The 15,583-nt window shown below is 43.7% G+C and carries 14 protein-coding genes, 1 pseudogene and 1 riboswitch; of the genes and pseudogenes, 13 read left to right on the top strand and 2 right to left on the bottom strand.

Going from position 1 to position 15,583, the window contains the following annotated elements; all coding sequences use genetic code 11:
- The 8 genes and pseudogenes from BMW43_RS17800 to BMW43_RS17835 form a co-directional block, all read left to right on the top strand.
- The coding region (locus tag BMW43_RS17800) for a hemagglutinin repeat-containing protein (RefSeq protein ID WP_177173663.1) at positions 1-2,052 on the top strand (2,052 nt) is incomplete at its 5' end.
- A gap of 15 nt (positions 2,053-2,067) precedes the next feature.
- Entirely contained in the window at positions 2,068-2,490 is a 423-nt protein-coding gene (locus BMW43_RS17805) for a CPCC family cysteine-rich protein (protein ID WP_091750902.1), read from the top strand.
- Positions 2,491-3,211: 721 nt separating this feature from the next.
- Positions 3,212-3,853, top strand: a complete 642-nt coding sequence (locus BMW43_RS17810; RefSeq protein WP_091750905.1) for a tetratricopeptide repeat protein — start codon at positions 3,212-3,214, stop codon at positions 3,851-3,853.
- Between the two features lie 9 nt (positions 3,854-3,862).
- Positions 3,863-4,384 carry a metalloprotease family protein gene (locus BMW43_RS17815; protein WP_091750908.1) on the top strand — a complete coding sequence of 174 codons (522 nt, stop codon included), beginning with the start codon at positions 3,863-3,865 and terminating at the stop codon, positions 4,382-4,384.
- 181 nt (positions 4,385-4,565) lie between these two features.
- Positions 4,566-5,879 carry a PDZ domain-containing protein gene (locus tag BMW43_RS17820; RefSeq protein WP_091750911.1) on the top strand — a complete coding sequence of 438 codons (1,314 nt, stop codon included), beginning with the start codon at positions 4,566-4,568 and terminating at the stop codon, positions 5,877-5,879.
- Between the two features lie 342 nt (positions 5,880-6,221).
- Complete coding sequence (locus BMW43_RS17825) at positions 6,222-7,070, top strand: HD-GYP domain-containing protein (RefSeq protein ID WP_091750914.1); 849 nt, start codon at positions 6,222-6,224, stop codon at positions 7,068-7,070.
- Between the two features lie 130 nt (positions 7,071-7,200).
- Positions 7,201-7,542 carry a nitroreductase family protein gene (locus BMW43_RS17830; protein ID WP_091750917.1) on the top strand — a complete coding sequence of 114 codons (342 nt, stop codon included), beginning with the start codon at positions 7,201-7,203 and terminating at the stop codon, positions 7,540-7,542.
- Between the two features lie 775 nt (positions 7,543-8,317).
- A pseudogene (locus BMW43_RS17835) lies at positions 8,318-8,512 on the top strand (hypothetical protein); the annotation flags it as partial.
- 120 nt (positions 8,513-8,632) lie between these two features.
- Here the strand turns inward: BMW43_RS17835 and BMW43_RS17840 are convergent.
- Together BMW43_RS17840 and BMW43_RS17845 are read right to left on the bottom strand one after the other, a co-directional pair.
- Positions 8,633-9,694 carry a M48 family metallopeptidase gene (locus BMW43_RS17840; RefSeq protein WP_091750920.1) on the bottom strand — a complete coding sequence of 354 codons (1,062 nt, stop codon included), beginning with the start codon at positions 9,692-9,694 and terminating at the stop codon, positions 8,633-8,635.
- Between the two features lie 178 nt (positions 9,695-9,872).
- Positions 9,873-10,430: a folate family ECF transporter S component gene (locus tag BMW43_RS17845; RefSeq protein ID WP_091750924.1), complete on the bottom strand. Its 558-nt coding sequence runs from the start codon at positions 10,428-10,430 to the stop codon at positions 9,873-9,875.
- Positions 10,431-10,669: 239 nt separating this feature from the next.
- Positions 10,670-10,748, bottom strand: a riboswitch (THF riboswitch).
- Between the two features lie 401 nt (positions 10,749-11,149).
- Here BMW43_RS17845 and BMW43_RS17850 point away from each other — a divergent pair.
- From BMW43_RS17850 to BMW43_RS17870, 5 genes are all read left to right on the top strand, one after another.
- On the top strand, positions 11,150-11,440 hold the full coding sequence (locus tag BMW43_RS17850; RefSeq protein ID WP_091750928.1) for a hypothetical protein: 291 nt from the start codon (positions 11,150-11,152) through the stop codon (positions 11,438-11,440).
- 241 nt (positions 11,441-11,681) lie between these two features.
- Positions 11,682-12,716: a tetratricopeptide repeat protein gene (locus BMW43_RS17855; RefSeq protein WP_091750931.1), complete on the top strand. Its 1,035-nt coding sequence runs from the start codon at positions 11,682-11,684 to the stop codon at positions 12,714-12,716.
- Between the two features lie 55 nt (positions 12,717-12,771).
- A complete protein-coding gene (locus tag BMW43_RS17860) occupies positions 12,772-13,638 on the top strand; it encodes an LPP20 family lipoprotein (RefSeq protein ID WP_091750934.1) in 867 nt (288 codons plus the stop codon).
- A 255-nt stretch (positions 13,639-13,893) separates the two neighbouring features.
- A complete protein-coding gene (locus BMW43_RS17865) occupies positions 13,894-14,196 on the top strand; it encodes a PTS sugar transporter subunit IIB (RefSeq protein ID WP_091750935.1) in 303 nt (100 codons plus the stop codon).
- Between the two features lie 106 nt (positions 14,197-14,302).
- Positions 14,303-15,577, top strand: a complete 1,275-nt coding sequence (locus BMW43_RS17870; RefSeq protein ID WP_091750938.1) for a PTS transporter subunit IIC — start codon at positions 14,303-14,305, stop codon at positions 15,575-15,577.
- Positions 15,578-15,583: the final 6 nt, after the last annotated feature.

Raw genomic sequence — 15,583 nt, forward strand, 5'->3', positions numbered from 1 at the left:
TCCTCGAATATCACGGCAGGTAACAATGTCAATATTACGGCAAAAGCAGACGATGTCACGTTGCAGGATACGAAGATCAATGCGAAAAACGTGAAAATCGATGCGGAACGTGATATTAACCTCACGTCTGCTCAGAATGTGGAGCAAACCGACAGCAAATCCGACAGCTCCTCCTGGTCGCTGGGAGTCAGCCTGAATGGTGGAGTCTTTGGCAATGCCAGCAAAGGAAACAGTAATGGCAACGGTACGGTAGTTACCCACAGTGGTACGGAAATTAATGCAACCGACACAGTAGACCTCCATTCTGACAGAGATACCAATATCATCGATTCCCAGGTAAAAGGAAAAGAAGTAATCGCCAACGTTGGTCGAGACTTGAATATAGCCAGCCAGCAGGACATCGACAACTATACGGAGAAGAGCAGTAGCAGCGGCATTGGCTTTAGCACCGGTCCGTCAGGCGGCGTAACCGGCTCGGTCAGCAAAGGTAAAATCAACTCTGAATACTCGAGTGTTACTGAACAGGCAGGTATTTATGCCGGCGAAGGTGGTTTCGATATAACGGTAGGCAAAAACACCGACCTGAAAGGTGCGGTCATTGAGGCACCAGCAGGTAAGAATAAGCTTTCTACCGATACTCTTACGTACTCGGACATTGAAAACCATGCCGATTACAGCGCCAGCAGCGTTGGGGTAAATCTGGATACCAGAAAAAATGCCAAATATAATGAGTATGGAATTACTCCTGATATTGGAGTCTCAGCTAAGGGTGATGCAAGCAGTACGACTAAATCTGCTATATCGCCGGGAACAATTGAAGTCAGGAGTAATCCTGATCAAGATTTGAGTGGATTAAGTCGTAGCACTGATCAAACATTAAATTCGTTAGGAAAAATATTTGATAAGAAAAGTGTCCAGGAAAAACAAGAACTAGCTAAGTTATTTGGAGAATTGGCTTACGAGGAAGTTCATAAAATTTCTGATAGAGCTAAAGATGCTGCTAAAAATGAGTTGAAGAAAGCTAAAGAAGATAAGAACTCTACACCTGAGCAACTTGCGGCATTACAAGCTAAAGTAGATTCCTGGGATGTAGGTGGAGCTAATAAAATAGCACTTCATGCCTTTGTTGGTGCAGTAATGGCAGATATAGGCGGAGGAAATGCCTTATCAGGAGCTGTTGGTGCTGGATTGAATGAAGCAGTACAAAAAGAATTAGCAGAGAAATTTAAAGATAATCCTGATCTTCACCAATGGGCGAGTGCTATAATCGGTTCTGCCGCCGCCGCAGTTATCGGTGGAGATGCTCAAAGTGGAGCAAGTACTGCTGTTAGTGGAACAAAAAATAATGCACTTAATACCACACAACAGGAACGATTTGCAGATAGATTGAACCAGGCAATTAACTCAGGTTCTTCAATAGAGATTGTCTTGGTAATTGCAGATTATGCACTCTTAGATTCTGCACAAAACTTAGTTTGGAATGATACTGGAGCAGAACAACAGACTATTGACGCCTTTAATGCGGCTGCGAGAGCATTAGGTATTACCGATTATTTTGCTTATAATGAAAATGGTAATCTCCATGATAATTTCGTAGCATTTAAAGATGCATTGATAGCTAACGTTCAAACAGTTGATTCTTCAACATTAATTGCGGCTGGTGCAGTGGCTACTGTGACAATTGCTGGAGTCGTATTGTTCAAATATAGGGGTAGCTTGGTTAGAGCCGGGGCTGGTGCGGGAGGTGCTTGGAGTCAGGCAACTTTCCAATCTGATCAGCTATTACAACGTCATCTTGCTGATCATGCTGCTACCGAATGGGGTGAAGCCTTAACTGCAACTCAATATATACAAAAGGCTCGAAGTCTTTTAAATAGTAATGTCGGAGGAGAAATTGAGGGTTTTACAAATAGTCTAGGTTGGACTTTCAGATATAATACTGCGACAAATGAGTTTGCAATAGGGTCACCACAAGGGACTATTTCAACACTTATGAGGCCTGCAGATGGTATGAATTATTGGCTGGAACAGGTAGCAAAGTATAAATGGTAAATTCAGGAGGGTAGAATGAAAATTATTAGAGATTGTTGCCCTTGTTGTGGATATCCAACATTACAACCACGTGATCACCCCCGAATGCCTACTTTTGAAATATGTGTTTTATGTAGGTGGCAAGATGACGGACAGACTGATTTGGACGCTGATAAAGTTTATGGTGGTGCAAACGGAAGATATTCTTTAACAGAAGCAAGAGCTAATTTTAGAAAGTATTTAGTGAAGTATTCACCAGAAACTGATACACGATTAGTCCCAAGAGATTGGCCGGAAGAGACAAACATAAAAAAAGCTTTGATTAGGCTATATGAAGAAAGTCAGACACTAAGTAATCAATCCATATCCGATGAAATATGGGCAGAAATTCTTAACCTTGAAAATAGGTTAGATGAAATTACTCGTAAAAAAAATGAACAGGCGATAAGAAAAAGATGATGTAAGGGGTAGGCTGAGGGAACAATAGGGTTATTTAAAACAACGAGGTCATTGGACGTAAAAATCTACTGATCTCATTTTCTATCAGATGCCTTCTAGTGATTAAAACATGAAAATGGATAATATTACCTATTGATAATCTCTAAAAATCAAATTTCGTTAATCAGAAGGACTTCGACTCATTATTGCCACAATCCTTACATTTCATCAAGAACCTCCACAAGGTGAATCGCTGCCACAATTCGGACATTTCCTTACGTATCGTACATATCAATCAAACCCCTCAAAAAATAATAATTTTAATATATCACCTGTCGGTGATGATGAAAACGGAGGATTTTTTCTTAATCGGTACAATAAAATATATTACCGGAAGAAAAGTATCCAACAGGGATTGGGGACATGGGGACAGGCTCCATTGTTCCGGCATGAAGAAATGGTATATAGAGTTATAAAAGCAATTGTTGAAAGAATAAAATAAGGCACCCCACCGTCCTTATGTCCGTGAGAAAAAATAGGAGCTCTATCTGAAATGGAGATAGAGCTCCCATTTTTGTCGATTTTTTAGGGATGTAAGAACATATGTAAAAGGAAAATTGGAAATTCCTTTGAGAATAGAGAGGAAATGGAATTTTAGTGGAGAAATGTGAAATAAATTACATATTTTACATATTAAAAGTCTTACTAGCTATATTTGATTAGGAGAAGAAAAAAGGTACATATGAGTGATTCTTCAATTTCCCAGGAACGGTTAGCGTTAATAGCTGAAGCAGCATTGAGACAATTGGAAAGTGGTAGGGATTTAGACAGTGTAGTAATGAAACTGGAGGCAAAAGGACTATCGCCTGGAGAAGCTCAGGATTTAGGGGAAAAGGTATATAAGGAATATATTGAAAAGCAGGAGGCAGCACTAAATAATCAAAATTGTTCAAGTTGTAAGCAAAATACGCCTGAAGAAGGATATGCTGCATCTTTATGCCCCGGTTGTCGCAGTAAATTAGTTGCGCGACCATTCCCAATGTGGATTAAGCTGGCCACTGGGGTCGTGTCCGTCATTTTACTATTTGCTTGCTTTGGAATTCAGGAAGCGTTTACCTCGAGGCTTGCTTTTGAAAGAGGGTTAAAATATGAAGCCAGTGGGAATTATGCTACCGCAATTAGTCAATATCAAAAGGCACTACAGTACTATCCTGATTCTACCAAAATATTGGTTCGGCAAACAGTGGCCTATTTTAAGAATAATGATGTTATGGCTGCTGCGGCAACCGTGAAAAAAATACAAGGGCGTAAGGTGGATAAAGAAACTGCCAACGAGATTAATGGAATTATAGATAAAATGACGAAACTCAAAGATAGTAAATAGGAGGGCTTTATGTTTATTCCAGGATTTCTTATTAGTATTGTTACGTTCCCAGGAGTTATTGTACATGAGATTGCCCATCAGTTTTTTTGTCGCGTATTCAGAGTTGCGGTTGTTGATGTCTGTTATTTTAGGGTTGGAAACCCGGCCGGTTATGTAATTCATGAAACGCCTAAAAATTTATGGCATCAATTGTTCATTGCTATTGGTCCCTTTATTATAAATACAGTGCTAGGAGCGATTATTGCTTTTCCGGCCGCTATGAAATACCACTTTTCTTCTATGGGAATTTTGGATGGGCTATTAATGTGGGTGGGAATTTCTATTGCTATGCATTCTTTTCCGAGTAGCGGAGATGCCAAGAGTATATGGAATGCAACGAAACAAGCCCCTTTTTTGGTCAAAACGGTGAGTTTTCCTCTGGTAGGCTTAATTTATCTTGGAGCTATGGGGTCATTTTTCTGGCTTGACCTGGCATATGGAGTTGTCGTAAGCAATTTCATACCCGATCTTTTAGTAAAAGCTTTATTATAGTTGTTTTATCTTAGAAGCAAATGGGCGCTTCTTTAACTTCCTGAAAACATCAAAGATCTGTAGAGGTAAAAAGGTCGCGGACCTTCTCTAATCACATTTAATAAATTTCCTAATATATTACCACACACGATACTAGGTAGCGGTGGGGGAAGAGATAAAGCAATAGAGTGGAGTTGATGGAATGAAGTGTAGAGCTTTATGTTTGATAACAGTATTCTTGCTGATGATATTTAGTGTTTGCAGTGCGGCGACGGATATTAATCCACGTAGCGGAGATTCAAAATTGGTATCTGCAGTTGCGCAACAAGGAGAGGCTAAGATTAATTTTGTTCGTTCCTTCAAAGGTCACATGTATATTGAATTACAGCATGTTACGCGAGGGGCAGAAGATTATGCAGTGCTTCATATTCAGGGATGGGATGGAACAAAAGATTTCGACAACGTAGAAATTAAAACAGCGGTCGGACAGGAAATTTCTCTACAAGCAGCCGATGTAAAGCCAGCGGTATATCTGCCTTCTGATTACATAGATAAATGGTATAATATTAATCTTAAAGATTGGGAAAGGATTTCGGCAGATAAAAAGGTTGTTTGCGTAATGCACAGAAAAGATGGGAAAAGCTATGAAGTTAAGATAGATGATTTGCTTTCCTATGTAAATAGCGTTAGTGAATCTGCCAAGGATTTGCCGGTTTCCTATGGGCCTCAATACAGCGTTTTTTTCCCAGGAAAAGCATATAAAGAAGTCAGGGATACTTTTGCTTATCATATCAATGAAAGAGGCAAGAATAATAAGGCAGTAGCTATTAATGGATTTTGGCGCTATGCAGTAGATGAAAATTCACGGGCTATTGGTTTTAGCTATGACTATTCGCCACAGCATATAAATTATGTAAAATTTATCGAAATGCCGGAAGGAACCTGGTTAAACCTTGATCATTGGACAGGACCACCCCTTTATGATAGCTACTATGAGTGGAAGGATCGGACTGCTATTGATGATGCGACCCGAAAAATTTACCAGACATATGTAGCGCTTGAACCTTGGGGAGATTATGGAATTTCCCTACAAGGAAGTCCTTTAAAGACCCCTTTAATTGTGGATAGAGTAAATTTAAAGCTGCATCCGGAACTTGACGGGTTAAAACCAGGAGATCAAATTATTGCAGTAAATGGCAAAGATACGAAGGATTTTTTGCGTTATGAAATGGATTATCTCATGTGGTATAGTAAGGACCATCCGGATTTAAGGCTTACAGTCCAGAATAAAACGCAAGGTACTTTTGAAATTACTGCCAAAGCACACATTAGTAATCCGCTTGTAGATAATGTAGATTATGAGGCAATTAATAAAAAGGAAGATTATCTTTGGTATAAAAAGAGAACCCCATTAGCCTATACACCAAATTTTTATGCGCCGTATGAGATTTTTGATCCATATGGGCCGCAAAATGTACCTTTGGTGTCTCCAAGAACAATGTTTTTGATAGAGTAATGTGCTCTTTCTAATTTCAGAAAGAACAAAGGGATATGCGGATGTCTTGGCAAAGAGATGAGATAATTAAAGTGTGAAAATCCTATATATCTTAAAGAGATGTCAACGGACAAAATCCGTTGACATCTCTATTTCTCTCAGGTATTGTCTGGTGAATATACCATACCCGGCTGCATAACCAACAAGTTATTTTTGAGTTATAAGCAAAGAGGCAGAAGGAACACGTTCTGCTTCGTCCGTAGTTATATATGAAATAAAGCAGGAATTATTTTCTATCAGCAGAAATCTATATGCAATCAGTGAGTAGGCTTTACGCTTCATTTCATTTTAGGAGGACAGCTTGTGAATAATTTCTATGATTCATCATCCGAAATTCTGACTGCACAAACTGATCTTTACGACGAAAAAGGAATTTTGCTGATTGCCAAAGGCATGTCGGTAACCAGGAAGGTCTTTGAAAAATTACAAACCAGAAATGTCGTACGACCATCCAAAGTTTTGCCTGCTGACATTCAGGCAGACTCCATTCTAACGGGTCCGGAAAAATCAGAATATCAAATTGACCAAATTTTTACTGATGATGATGTAGTTTCGCTGGCGACCCGTATTACTCAGCAGGCGGTAGACACCATGAAAAGTAATTCTCACTTACAAACGAGAATGCGAGAATTTGTCCTGAATCAGGCCTGGGTCTATGATCATTCGCTGAATGTTGCCCAGCTGTCCACGCAAGTTGCGCTTAAGCTCACCATGCCGGCGGACGAAGTTTTTATGGTTTCACTGGGAGCTTTACTGCATGATATTGGCCGTACCATTACGGAAAACGCTACAACATCGTTTGTTTTGAATAATGATGATCTCGTTGGCTCCTCGGTCAAACATCATCCGGTTATCGGCAGCAACTTGTTGCGGAAGGCGGGATTACCTGAATCGGTATGTCTAGTCGCGCTTCAGCATCATGAACGTTTTTCCGGCAGGGGTTATCCCAGAGGTTTGGCCCATGAAGAAACGCATCCACATGCTCAAATCGTTATGCTGGCAGACTCGTTTGAGGCTCTGACAACCAGGCGTTTTAAAAATAAGACGCTTAGTATTGCCGAAGGCCTTGATATTGTGGAGCGTGGCCGTGGCACCAATTTTAATCCGGACATTCTGGATGCACTGACCGGTTTGTTTCAAGACCAGATTTGATCTGGATTGCCATGAGCCGCAAGAAGACACTCTTTTTGCTTTCTCCGGGAAACTTTTTACCTGTTGAAAAAACACCCCGGATATGCTTGCTTATTTAGCGGGATAGAAAGGTTTTGAGGGGAGAGGCGTTATGATAAACTCAGTGGAAATGCGCAGAAGTATTAGAAAATATAAGGATAAAGCTGTCCCGAATGAAAGTATTATCCAGATCATGGAGAATGCAAGACTGGCTCCATCGGGGAGCAATACTCAGCCTTGGCATTTTATCGTTGTAAAAGAAGAAGTCACTAAACAAAAAATAGCAGAGATATCCCATAATCAAAAATGGATGTTATCTGCTCCTGTTTTTATTGTGTGTATTGCAGATATTCGGTCGAGAATAAAGGAAGAAGTCGAGTTAAGGCTGGATGAAAATAGCCCGGAAGAAGAGGTTAAGCAAATTATAAGGGACACCTCTATTGAGCAGTGGTAAGCAAATTAGCAACTAAGTGGAGTTAATTAATGCAGCAAAAAAGTACCGGTCAATATAGGGATATCCCGGTGCTGTATTTTGGGGAAGTCTGCTAACAAGGAAGAATTTAGCGATATTATGTCAGTTTTTCCAAAACAGAAGAAATTAGCACCCTTTACTTTATTAAGAATAGTATATTATGTAACCTAATTAATTTGTAAAGGAGTGTTCTAATGAGTAATTCTGTGGAAAGAGGCCATAAGGTAGAAGTAAAGTGGGATCATTGTCAATGCTGTTGCCCAAAGTGTGAGCATAAGTATTCACACCATTGTCCTAAGTGTCATCATGAATGCCATGTAGAATGGGATAAATGCCCGCATTGTGGTCATGATTTTGACCATCATAAAAAGTGTCCTAAGTGTGAACACGAATGGGATGATTACTACTAAAAGCACTATGCCTCCTGACAGAAGTTCTTTAGAATCTTGATCCGTAGTTTGTTAGAATTGAAATGTAGTTTGGCTAAATAGATGAAATAACTGATAGGGTGGAGTAGGTGGACGGCCCCCGCATCAAAAAAACCTTCCGGCGATTGCCGGAAGGTTTTTTATAGTATATACCTATGTTTCTGGAATTCTCAATTGCTAGTTGTTTTTTTAGGTTAGTCCTGTTTTTCGGAATGTATTTCAAAAGTCGACGGCGCAGAGTTGTCGATAATTTGATCATAGCGGATTTAAGTAAAGCAATTGAGTTAAAGCCGGATTTTATTTATCCTTAGGCTGTCCGGGGCAATGCGTATTCCGACAAGGGAGAGTATGATTTGGCCTTGGCAGATTTCGATAAAGTCATTGAACTGGATGCTCATTATGCAAAGGCTTATTATTTTAAGGGCCTGACGTTAAATGGCATCAAACGAAAGCAGGAAGCTCTGGAGAATTATAGAAAATTTCTTCAGTATGCCAAACCTGATGATATGGAAATAATATGGTGAAAAAGAACATTAAGGAAAATGAAGAAGAGTTGCAGCAGTGACCTTTATAGCCAGGGTTTTTGGTGGAATATCTGTCAAGGGAGAGAGTCTCTGTCTTTGGGCCATAAGCCGGATGCTTTTTTATTTACCAATCTTCTGATTAATCTTGTCAATTAGGTCTTGTTTTTCTAGATCATCAGCCGTCGGAGTCATGATTAATTGGTCGCCGATATAGATGGCGCCACCGTCTCCCTCATAAGCAGTTGCAAGATCGTTTTTATGGTATACGCGGGCAAGATTGCCGGCGATTAGATAAGCCCGTTCCTCTGCCGTAAGCTGGTCTGTTTTTACAGGTGTCAGGACATCTTGACCGTTAATTTGCACAGTCTTGTCATTTCTCACGGAAATATGGCCGCCGCTGTAATCGGTAAGCCGTTTGGCAAAGTTTTTAATGCGGTCAGAAGTCCGTGGATGATTGTTGGGACTGACAACCCGGCCCAAGCCTTCATGCCATAATTCACCGAGCTGGGCGCGGAGCTTAACCATGGCCGCTGCGCCGCCGCCGGGATTATAGCCTGCAGCGACGGCATTGTCAAAGCCTGAATTGTCGGCGTTCCATTCCTCCTGCATGGTGATGACTTCATTGGTAACATAATTAGCAGCCGCGATACCAAGCACTTCACTGGTCAGATTGGAATTGTCCTTTAAGTACAAGTCTACCATTAAACCGAGGCCCATTACCTTCTTTGTTCCCTCGACAGGATCCTTATGTTCGCCATGACTCATTTCGTGCCCCAATACCGCCGCTAATTCATCTTCATTCAGCGTTTCAACGGTGCCTCTGTTCACCGCAATAACCCTGCCGAGTGTACAAAAAGCATTGAATTTTTTATCAGGAGTTATGTATACGGCATAGTGGTTTCTGATAAGCCCGTTTGACATTAAATGGCGAGCTATATTCCTTACATAGGTATCCATTTCGTCATTTTCATATACGCCGGTCTGTTTTTGGGTTTGTTTAAGCAAATCTTCCTGATGATGGTCATTAAGACTGTTTAATTGGTTGTTCATGTAGGCAAAGGCAACAGTGCCATAAAATAACGTCTGGCCGAACGAAGCCGCTTCCGCCGGTATGGTTACTTGAAAGATAAAAAAGGCTGCTAAAAAAATGCTGGATAATCTTTTTAACATTTGATGCCACACAGTAATACCTCCAGGTTGCTCTGTTAAGTTTTAGGGAGCTTATCTTTCAATAGCGATAAGCTCCGGGTTGAATAAATTATGGTTATTTTCTGTTTGGAACCACCGTAGTCCTGCACTGAATCATAATATATTTTATTCATAAACAAACCGGGTAAGCGATAAACAGCTAATTATTGACTTATAACTTTCCGGCAGTTTGGTTTCGAAAATTCTTCTTGCTATAGAGTTTGGTTAAACGAGTGGTAAATAAATAAGTGAGACTCACTTGAATCGGCAGCATGAGCAGGGCTTTAATCAATCTGCTGCCAAGAATAGTTGACGCCGCTTTTTGATAAAGGATTGTCAGCCATAAAGTATTAAGGCCCAGGTCGATAAAGAAAAAAACAGCCATTGCGGCGACGATTATTCTTAAAAGTGACAGCCGCGTCCGATATAAGGCAAGTCCGTAAAACAAACCGGACAGAAAGGCGCTTAGCGTGAAGCCGGGGAAATATAAGCCGGGCGTGAAAATCAGGCAGCCGAGGATATCCGCCGCCGCTGCCGTGATGGCCGCCTTTAACGGGCCGAAACGCATGGCAAAGACGGCAACCGGTAAAAAACTGAGACTGATCCGGACAAAGGGGGTCTGGATTGCCAGGATATGGGTAAGGATGATGATGAGAGCAATAAAGACTGCCGAAATAATGAGTTCTGTTATGGTATAGCCTGACCAAAAACCGGAAAAAAATCTTTTCATTTGAGAATACCTCCTATCGGTTATGATGCTACATAGCGAGGAATCCTCAGATATGTAGCAGCGGGATGCAATGTTTGTACCGCAAACTAGGGAACCACTGATTCATTCACACTGCGCGTCCTGACGGATCTTTTTCCGTCTGGCTGCGTCAGCAAAAACTTGAAATAGCTGAGCTATTCCTACGGTTTTACTTTCTTGCCAGGCAAAAAAATCTCTCGCCTGGCCAACCGGTTCATTTCATCAGTAGTCCTGTACGTTTTTCGTTCAGCGACAACTCCCCGTTCAACTGACACTTAACGCACAAACATTTACTCTGCTGTTTGATAATTAGTTTATTAAATTATAAGGGACAAAGGAAAAAAGGGCAATTGTTCCAGGTGAACGAGCTGGACAATCAAAACCACGCCGAAGGGGGACATTATGATGACAGGGAAGAATTACGATATAAAGAATGAGTAGTTTTTTGAGAAACAATCATCTCTTGTGACAACTAGGGCGTGTCTTCAAACTAACGGAATGATCCATGGCGAGTGATTTTTGCGCCAGACGAATTATACCCTAAAGGGCACGTGAAATTTTGAAGGAATAGCGGCCCCTATTTCAAAAAATTTTAAGGAAGTATGGCACAAAAAGCACCGTCAGGGAACGTTTCGGATAATTTGAAGACACGCCCTAAGGTGGAAGGGTGAATAATAGAGATAGCTTGGAGGCGATTAGATATGGAACCGGGGAAATATGAAAAGGCCGGGAAGGAGCTGGGGCGGTTGGTGGATGAGAAACAGGCAGCCTATGGTGATGCGATTACGGCGGTAGAACAGATGATGCTGGTGCTCTATCCTGACGGGGTAAAACCGGAGCAATACCGGGACATGCTGCTTTTGGTTCGCACGATGGACAAGCAGTGCCGGATCGCCAAGGGAGATAAGACGGCTTTCGGGGAAAGTCCCTGGCTGGACATTGCCGGGTATGGGCTGCTGGGGGCGGGACACGGCAATAAACAAGAAAAATAGCACTTCTTGGGCAAAAGAAAAGGAAAACTAAAAGCTAATCCTTGATAATGAAATAAGGATACACATTCGATCAGAGACAGACTGCTGTTTTACGGCACGCGTTACGCCGGAGTCTTTTCCTCCTGCTGTGTGCTTTCCTTGCGAGGCGTAAAATTTCTCGCTGTGCTCAGGCATTCGTTACAGCAGTAGTTCACGGGCGGTTGTGGCTATTCTCAGGCTTTTCACAGGGAGGTGACTATGCGTGAAATCGACAAAATGGATTGTGCCGCTATGCTGCCTTGCCTTGTGGCTGGTAGGTGTGTTTCCGGCTGTCGGACATGCGGCAGTAAAGGAAATTATTGCTGAAGGGAACTATTCCATGGGCGACGGGGAAACACCGGCAACGGCAGAGGAACGGGCGCTCCTTGATGCCAAACGTACGGCTTTGGAAGAGGCCGGGACGTATGTGCAAAGCTATTCGGCCACGCAAAACTATCAGTTGACGGCAGACGAGGTGCAGGTCGTTGCCGCCGGAATTATGGAAGTTTCCGTATTGGAGAAAAAACGCACGCTAGAGGGTAATGCTATCCATTTCTGGGTAAAAATCAGGGCGGTTATTACGACCGATAATATTGAGAGCATGGCCGGCAAGCTGAAAAGCATGTCGATGGCGGAGGACTATCAGAAATTGCAGCAGGATTATGCCCAAAGCCAGCAGGAAGTGGCCGACTTGAAGCGGCAGATTGGCCAGGCAAATAATGAAACGGAGAAACAGCAGCTGCAAAATAGGATTGCCCAAAATGAAAATGAATTCCAGGCCAATCTGCGTTTCGAACTGGGTGATCAAAAAATGGCTGGTCACCAGTATGACGAAGCAATCGCCGCCTATACGGAAGCGATTGCCCTGAATCCCCAGTTTGGACAGGCCTATTTGCGACGGGAGATCGCCTTCTTCTATAGGGACAAGTATCGCAGTGCGTTGCAGGACTTTGATGCGGCGTTGAATATAGACGGCCATTTGACCCTGGCCTATTTTGAGAAAGGTCAGGTTTATGAGCGAATGGGCTATCGCCGGCGCGCCATAGAGGCCTATCGGGATTTTCTGGCCCGGGCAACGCCGGACCAGCAGGAATATATAGTCATTGCCAAACGAAACTTGCGCCGTTTGGAGGAAACAGACGAAGCGATCAATCTTTTTACCGCCTGGGTTTACGGACCTGATATGCCGTACCGGCCGGGAGGGCCGTCGGACAGATGGCACGAGGGGGGCCGTGAACGTCGAAGCGGACGGTATTGATCTACGGATAAGGCTGGGTATTTTAAGATTAGAAAAACGGGAAGGGGAGCGAAATATGAGAAAGTTAGGATATGTTATATTGGCCGTTTGGCTGGTTTTGGGACTTACACCGGTAGCAGCGGCAGGCAATGATTTTACGGGAGCGGGCGGGACGGAAATCCGCGGGCAGGTTGATGCCTGGAAAGACGGCGTTATTGAGGCAACAGGCACCGGAGTTTCGCCAAGTTCAGCAGGCAATGCAGCACAGGCCAGTGCGATGGCCCGGCGGGCTGCTATTGTTGATGGCTATAGAAATTTATTGGAAAAAGTCGGTGAAGTCCGGGTGGAAGCGGCGACGACGGTAAGAAACTACGTGCTGGAAAGCGATATGGTTAAAACCAATATTTCCGGGTTGGTACAGGGCGCCCGGATTGTAAATGAACAAGCCTTGCCGGACGGATCGTATCAGGTAACGCTGCAGGTAGCTTTGTTTGGCGAACATAGCGTTGCCGCCGCTATCGCCGACCAAATGAAGCCTGCCGCCATGCTGCCTGTGCCGTCTCCTTCGGCCGCTTATCAGCCGTCGGCAATGGGAGAAAGCGCTCCGGTAGTTTCGGGCGTGATTGTCGATGCCCGGGGCCTAGGCCTGGCGCGGGTGATGTCACCGCGCATCTATGACGAAACCGGGCGGATTATTTACGGCAATATGTATTTGGATGCTGATTTTGTGGTGAGTCATGGTATGGTCGATTATGCGGTCAATGGGGATGTGGCAGGAGAAGCCGCCTCACGGGCCGGAACCAGTCCGCTGGTTGTGAAGGCTATTGGCTTACGGGATTTTAATGCCAATGTTGTTATCAGCCGGGCCGATGCCGATGCCATTTTAGCGGCTAATGCTAAAACCAATTTCTTTGCCCGCACGGCAGTGGTGTTTGAGCAGTAGGGGAACTCTTGGAACGGGCAGAGTACTTTTTCCGGTGTATTTGTTAGTCTAACTGCCGGGGGTATTTTCTATTAATTGTTCGTTAATGTAAAAAACCAGCTACATCTTTTTGTAATTACACAAAGATGTAGCTGGTTTTTTGTCGAACGGAAAAGCAGGCCAATGCTGTATTTGGTTGCTTGCTTCTGTAATTGGCACGAGACTTGCAATAAAAATAGGCGTAAGTAAGTTAACGAAAACAGGAGGTGAAGCAGGATGAAAGAAAAAGTCACGGTGCTGTGCTGCTGTGGTGCAGGCATATGCACGTCCAACTACTTAAGGGAAGAAATTGAGGACCGTATCAAGCAGGAAGGCTTGAAAAACGTAAAGGTCATTCTTTGCCGGGTCAATGATGTGGAGGAAGCCATCAATAATGCCGATATGCTGGTTACCACAGTGGAAATGAAAGCCGACTACCCGGTTCCCATGATCAGGGCCTTAGGCATTATGCTGGATGACAAAGCGGCGAAGAAGGCCCTGGATGAAATTATAGCTGAAATCAGAAATATCCAGCAGTGACTTCTTAATCTTGGTGGCAGAAAAACGTTGAGTGAAAACCAGGCGGCATTTCTACCGCCAAGATATGCCTGAATGTAAAAAATTAAATATGCAGAGGAGAAGGCGTATGGAATTTATTGATTCAATTACTAATATCCTTTCGGCGTTTTTTAAATTTGATTCTACCGTTACGATTGTCGGGATCATTTTGATTGTGTCTCTGCTGGTAAAAGTAAGTTTAAAAAAGGCGATTCTTGGAGCGTTGAAGGTCTCTATCGGCCTTACCGGGTTGTTTATGGTGGTCAGTCTGATTCAGGAAGCCATGGTCAAGCCCATCACCAATATCGTAAGCATCTACGGCTTCAATAAAGGCGTTATTGATATCGGCTGGGGCTCAGTCGGCTATGCTTTCGGCAATACCTACGGGTATTTCGGCGTATTGGTTTTTCTCATTATTAATGTCCTGTTGGTTACCGTCCGGTTTACACAAACCATCTATGTAGATGTGTTCAATACCTGGCGGGCCATGCTGCTGGCCGGTTTGGTCGGCGTAACGACAGGGAACTTCTGGCTGGCCACGCTGGCGGTCGTGGTTTTCCTGATTATCGACGTAAAGGCGGCCGATATCGCGGCGCCGTACATTGAAAAGATCAACAATTTCCCGCCGGGCGGTTCCTGGCCGCACGGAACGCATTTTTCCTTCCAGGCTTGTATCGCCATTCCACTGGAGTGGATTTTGCGGCGGACACCGGTGATTAAGGATGTGGAGTTCAGCGCGGAAACCATTCAGGAAAAGTTTGGTGTCTTTGGTGAGACTACCGTAATGGGCGCTACCCTGGGGATTATCCTGGGTCTGTTCAGCCAAATCGGCATTATGCCGTCCTTGCTGTTAGGGGTAAAAATGGCTGCCGCTTTCCTGCTGCTGCCCAGAATGGCCGCCATTTTGGTGGAAGGCTGGTTCCCGATTATCAAATCGGCGCGGAGCATTCTGGTCAGCAAGCTGAAGCGCGATGATGTCCGGATTGCTCTGGATTGTTCCACGGTTATCGGACACTCGGCGGTTGTGCCGACAACGTTGATCATGTATCCTATCGCTCTCTTAATTTCCCTGGCGCTGCCCGGCAATCAAATGATTGCGTCGGTCAGTCTGATCATCGTCCTGTGGGAGAGCGCGGCTGTCAATGCGATTACGGAAGGCAACATCTTGCACAACCTGATCATTCTGTCGATCATTGTCTGCCTGTTCTGCTGGGGAGCCACCTTTATGGCTGGCCCGATGACCCAACTGGCAGGCACGATGGGGTACGATGTGGCTAAAGGCATGGTGTCCAACTGGGATGCCGCCGGTACGCCGGGTCTGGTGCTGGTATATAAACTATTCTCGCTGGTTTTCGGTTTTTAAAATACA

The sequence above is a fragment of the Propionispora vibrioides genome (genome assembly GCF_900110485.1).
GTDB lineage: Bacteria > Bacillota > Negativicutes > Propionisporales > Propionisporaceae > Propionispora > Propionispora vibrioides.

What these genes read in the sequence shown, in the direction of transcription:
- BMW43_RS17845 (WP_091750924.1), bottom strand. Translation starts at nt 10,430, where the DNA reads ATGAAAAGATTTTTTTCCGGTTTTTGGTCAGGCTATACCATAACAGAA.
- BMW43_RS17830 (WP_091750917.1), top strand. Translation starts at nt 7,201, where the DNA reads ATGATAAACTCAGTGGAAATGCGCAGAAGTATTAGAAAATATAAGGAT.
- BMW43_RS17805 (WP_091750902.1), top strand. Translation starts at nt 2,068, where the DNA reads ATGAAAATTATTAGAGATTGTTGCCCTTGTTGTGGATATCCAACATTA.
- BMW43_RS17815 (WP_091750908.1), top strand. Translation starts at nt 3,863, where the DNA reads ATGTTTATTCCAGGATTTCTTATTAGTATTGTTACGTTCCCAGGAGTT.
- BMW43_RS17870 (WP_091750938.1), top strand. Translation starts at nt 14,303, where the DNA reads ATGGAATTTATTGATTCAATTACTAATATCCTTTCGGCGTTTTTTAAA.
- BMW43_RS17860 (WP_091750934.1), top strand. Translation starts at nt 12,772, where the DNA reads ATGAGAAAGTTAGGATATGTTATATTGGCCGTTTGGCTGGTTTTGGGA.
- BMW43_RS17865 (WP_091750935.1), top strand. Translation starts at nt 13,894, where the DNA reads ATGAAAGAAAAAGTCACGGTGCTGTGCTGCTGTGGTGCAGGCATATGC.
- BMW43_RS17820 (WP_091750911.1), top strand. Translation starts at nt 4,566, where the DNA reads ATGAAGTGTAGAGCTTTATGTTTGATAACAGTATTCTTGCTGATGATA.
- BMW43_RS17850 (WP_091750928.1), top strand. Translation starts at nt 11,150, where the DNA reads ATGGAACCGGGGAAATATGAAAAGGCCGGGAAGGAGCTGGGGCGGTTG.
- BMW43_RS17810 (WP_091750905.1), top strand. Translation starts at nt 3,212, where the DNA reads ATGAGTGATTCTTCAATTTCCCAGGAACGGTTAGCGTTAATAGCTGAA.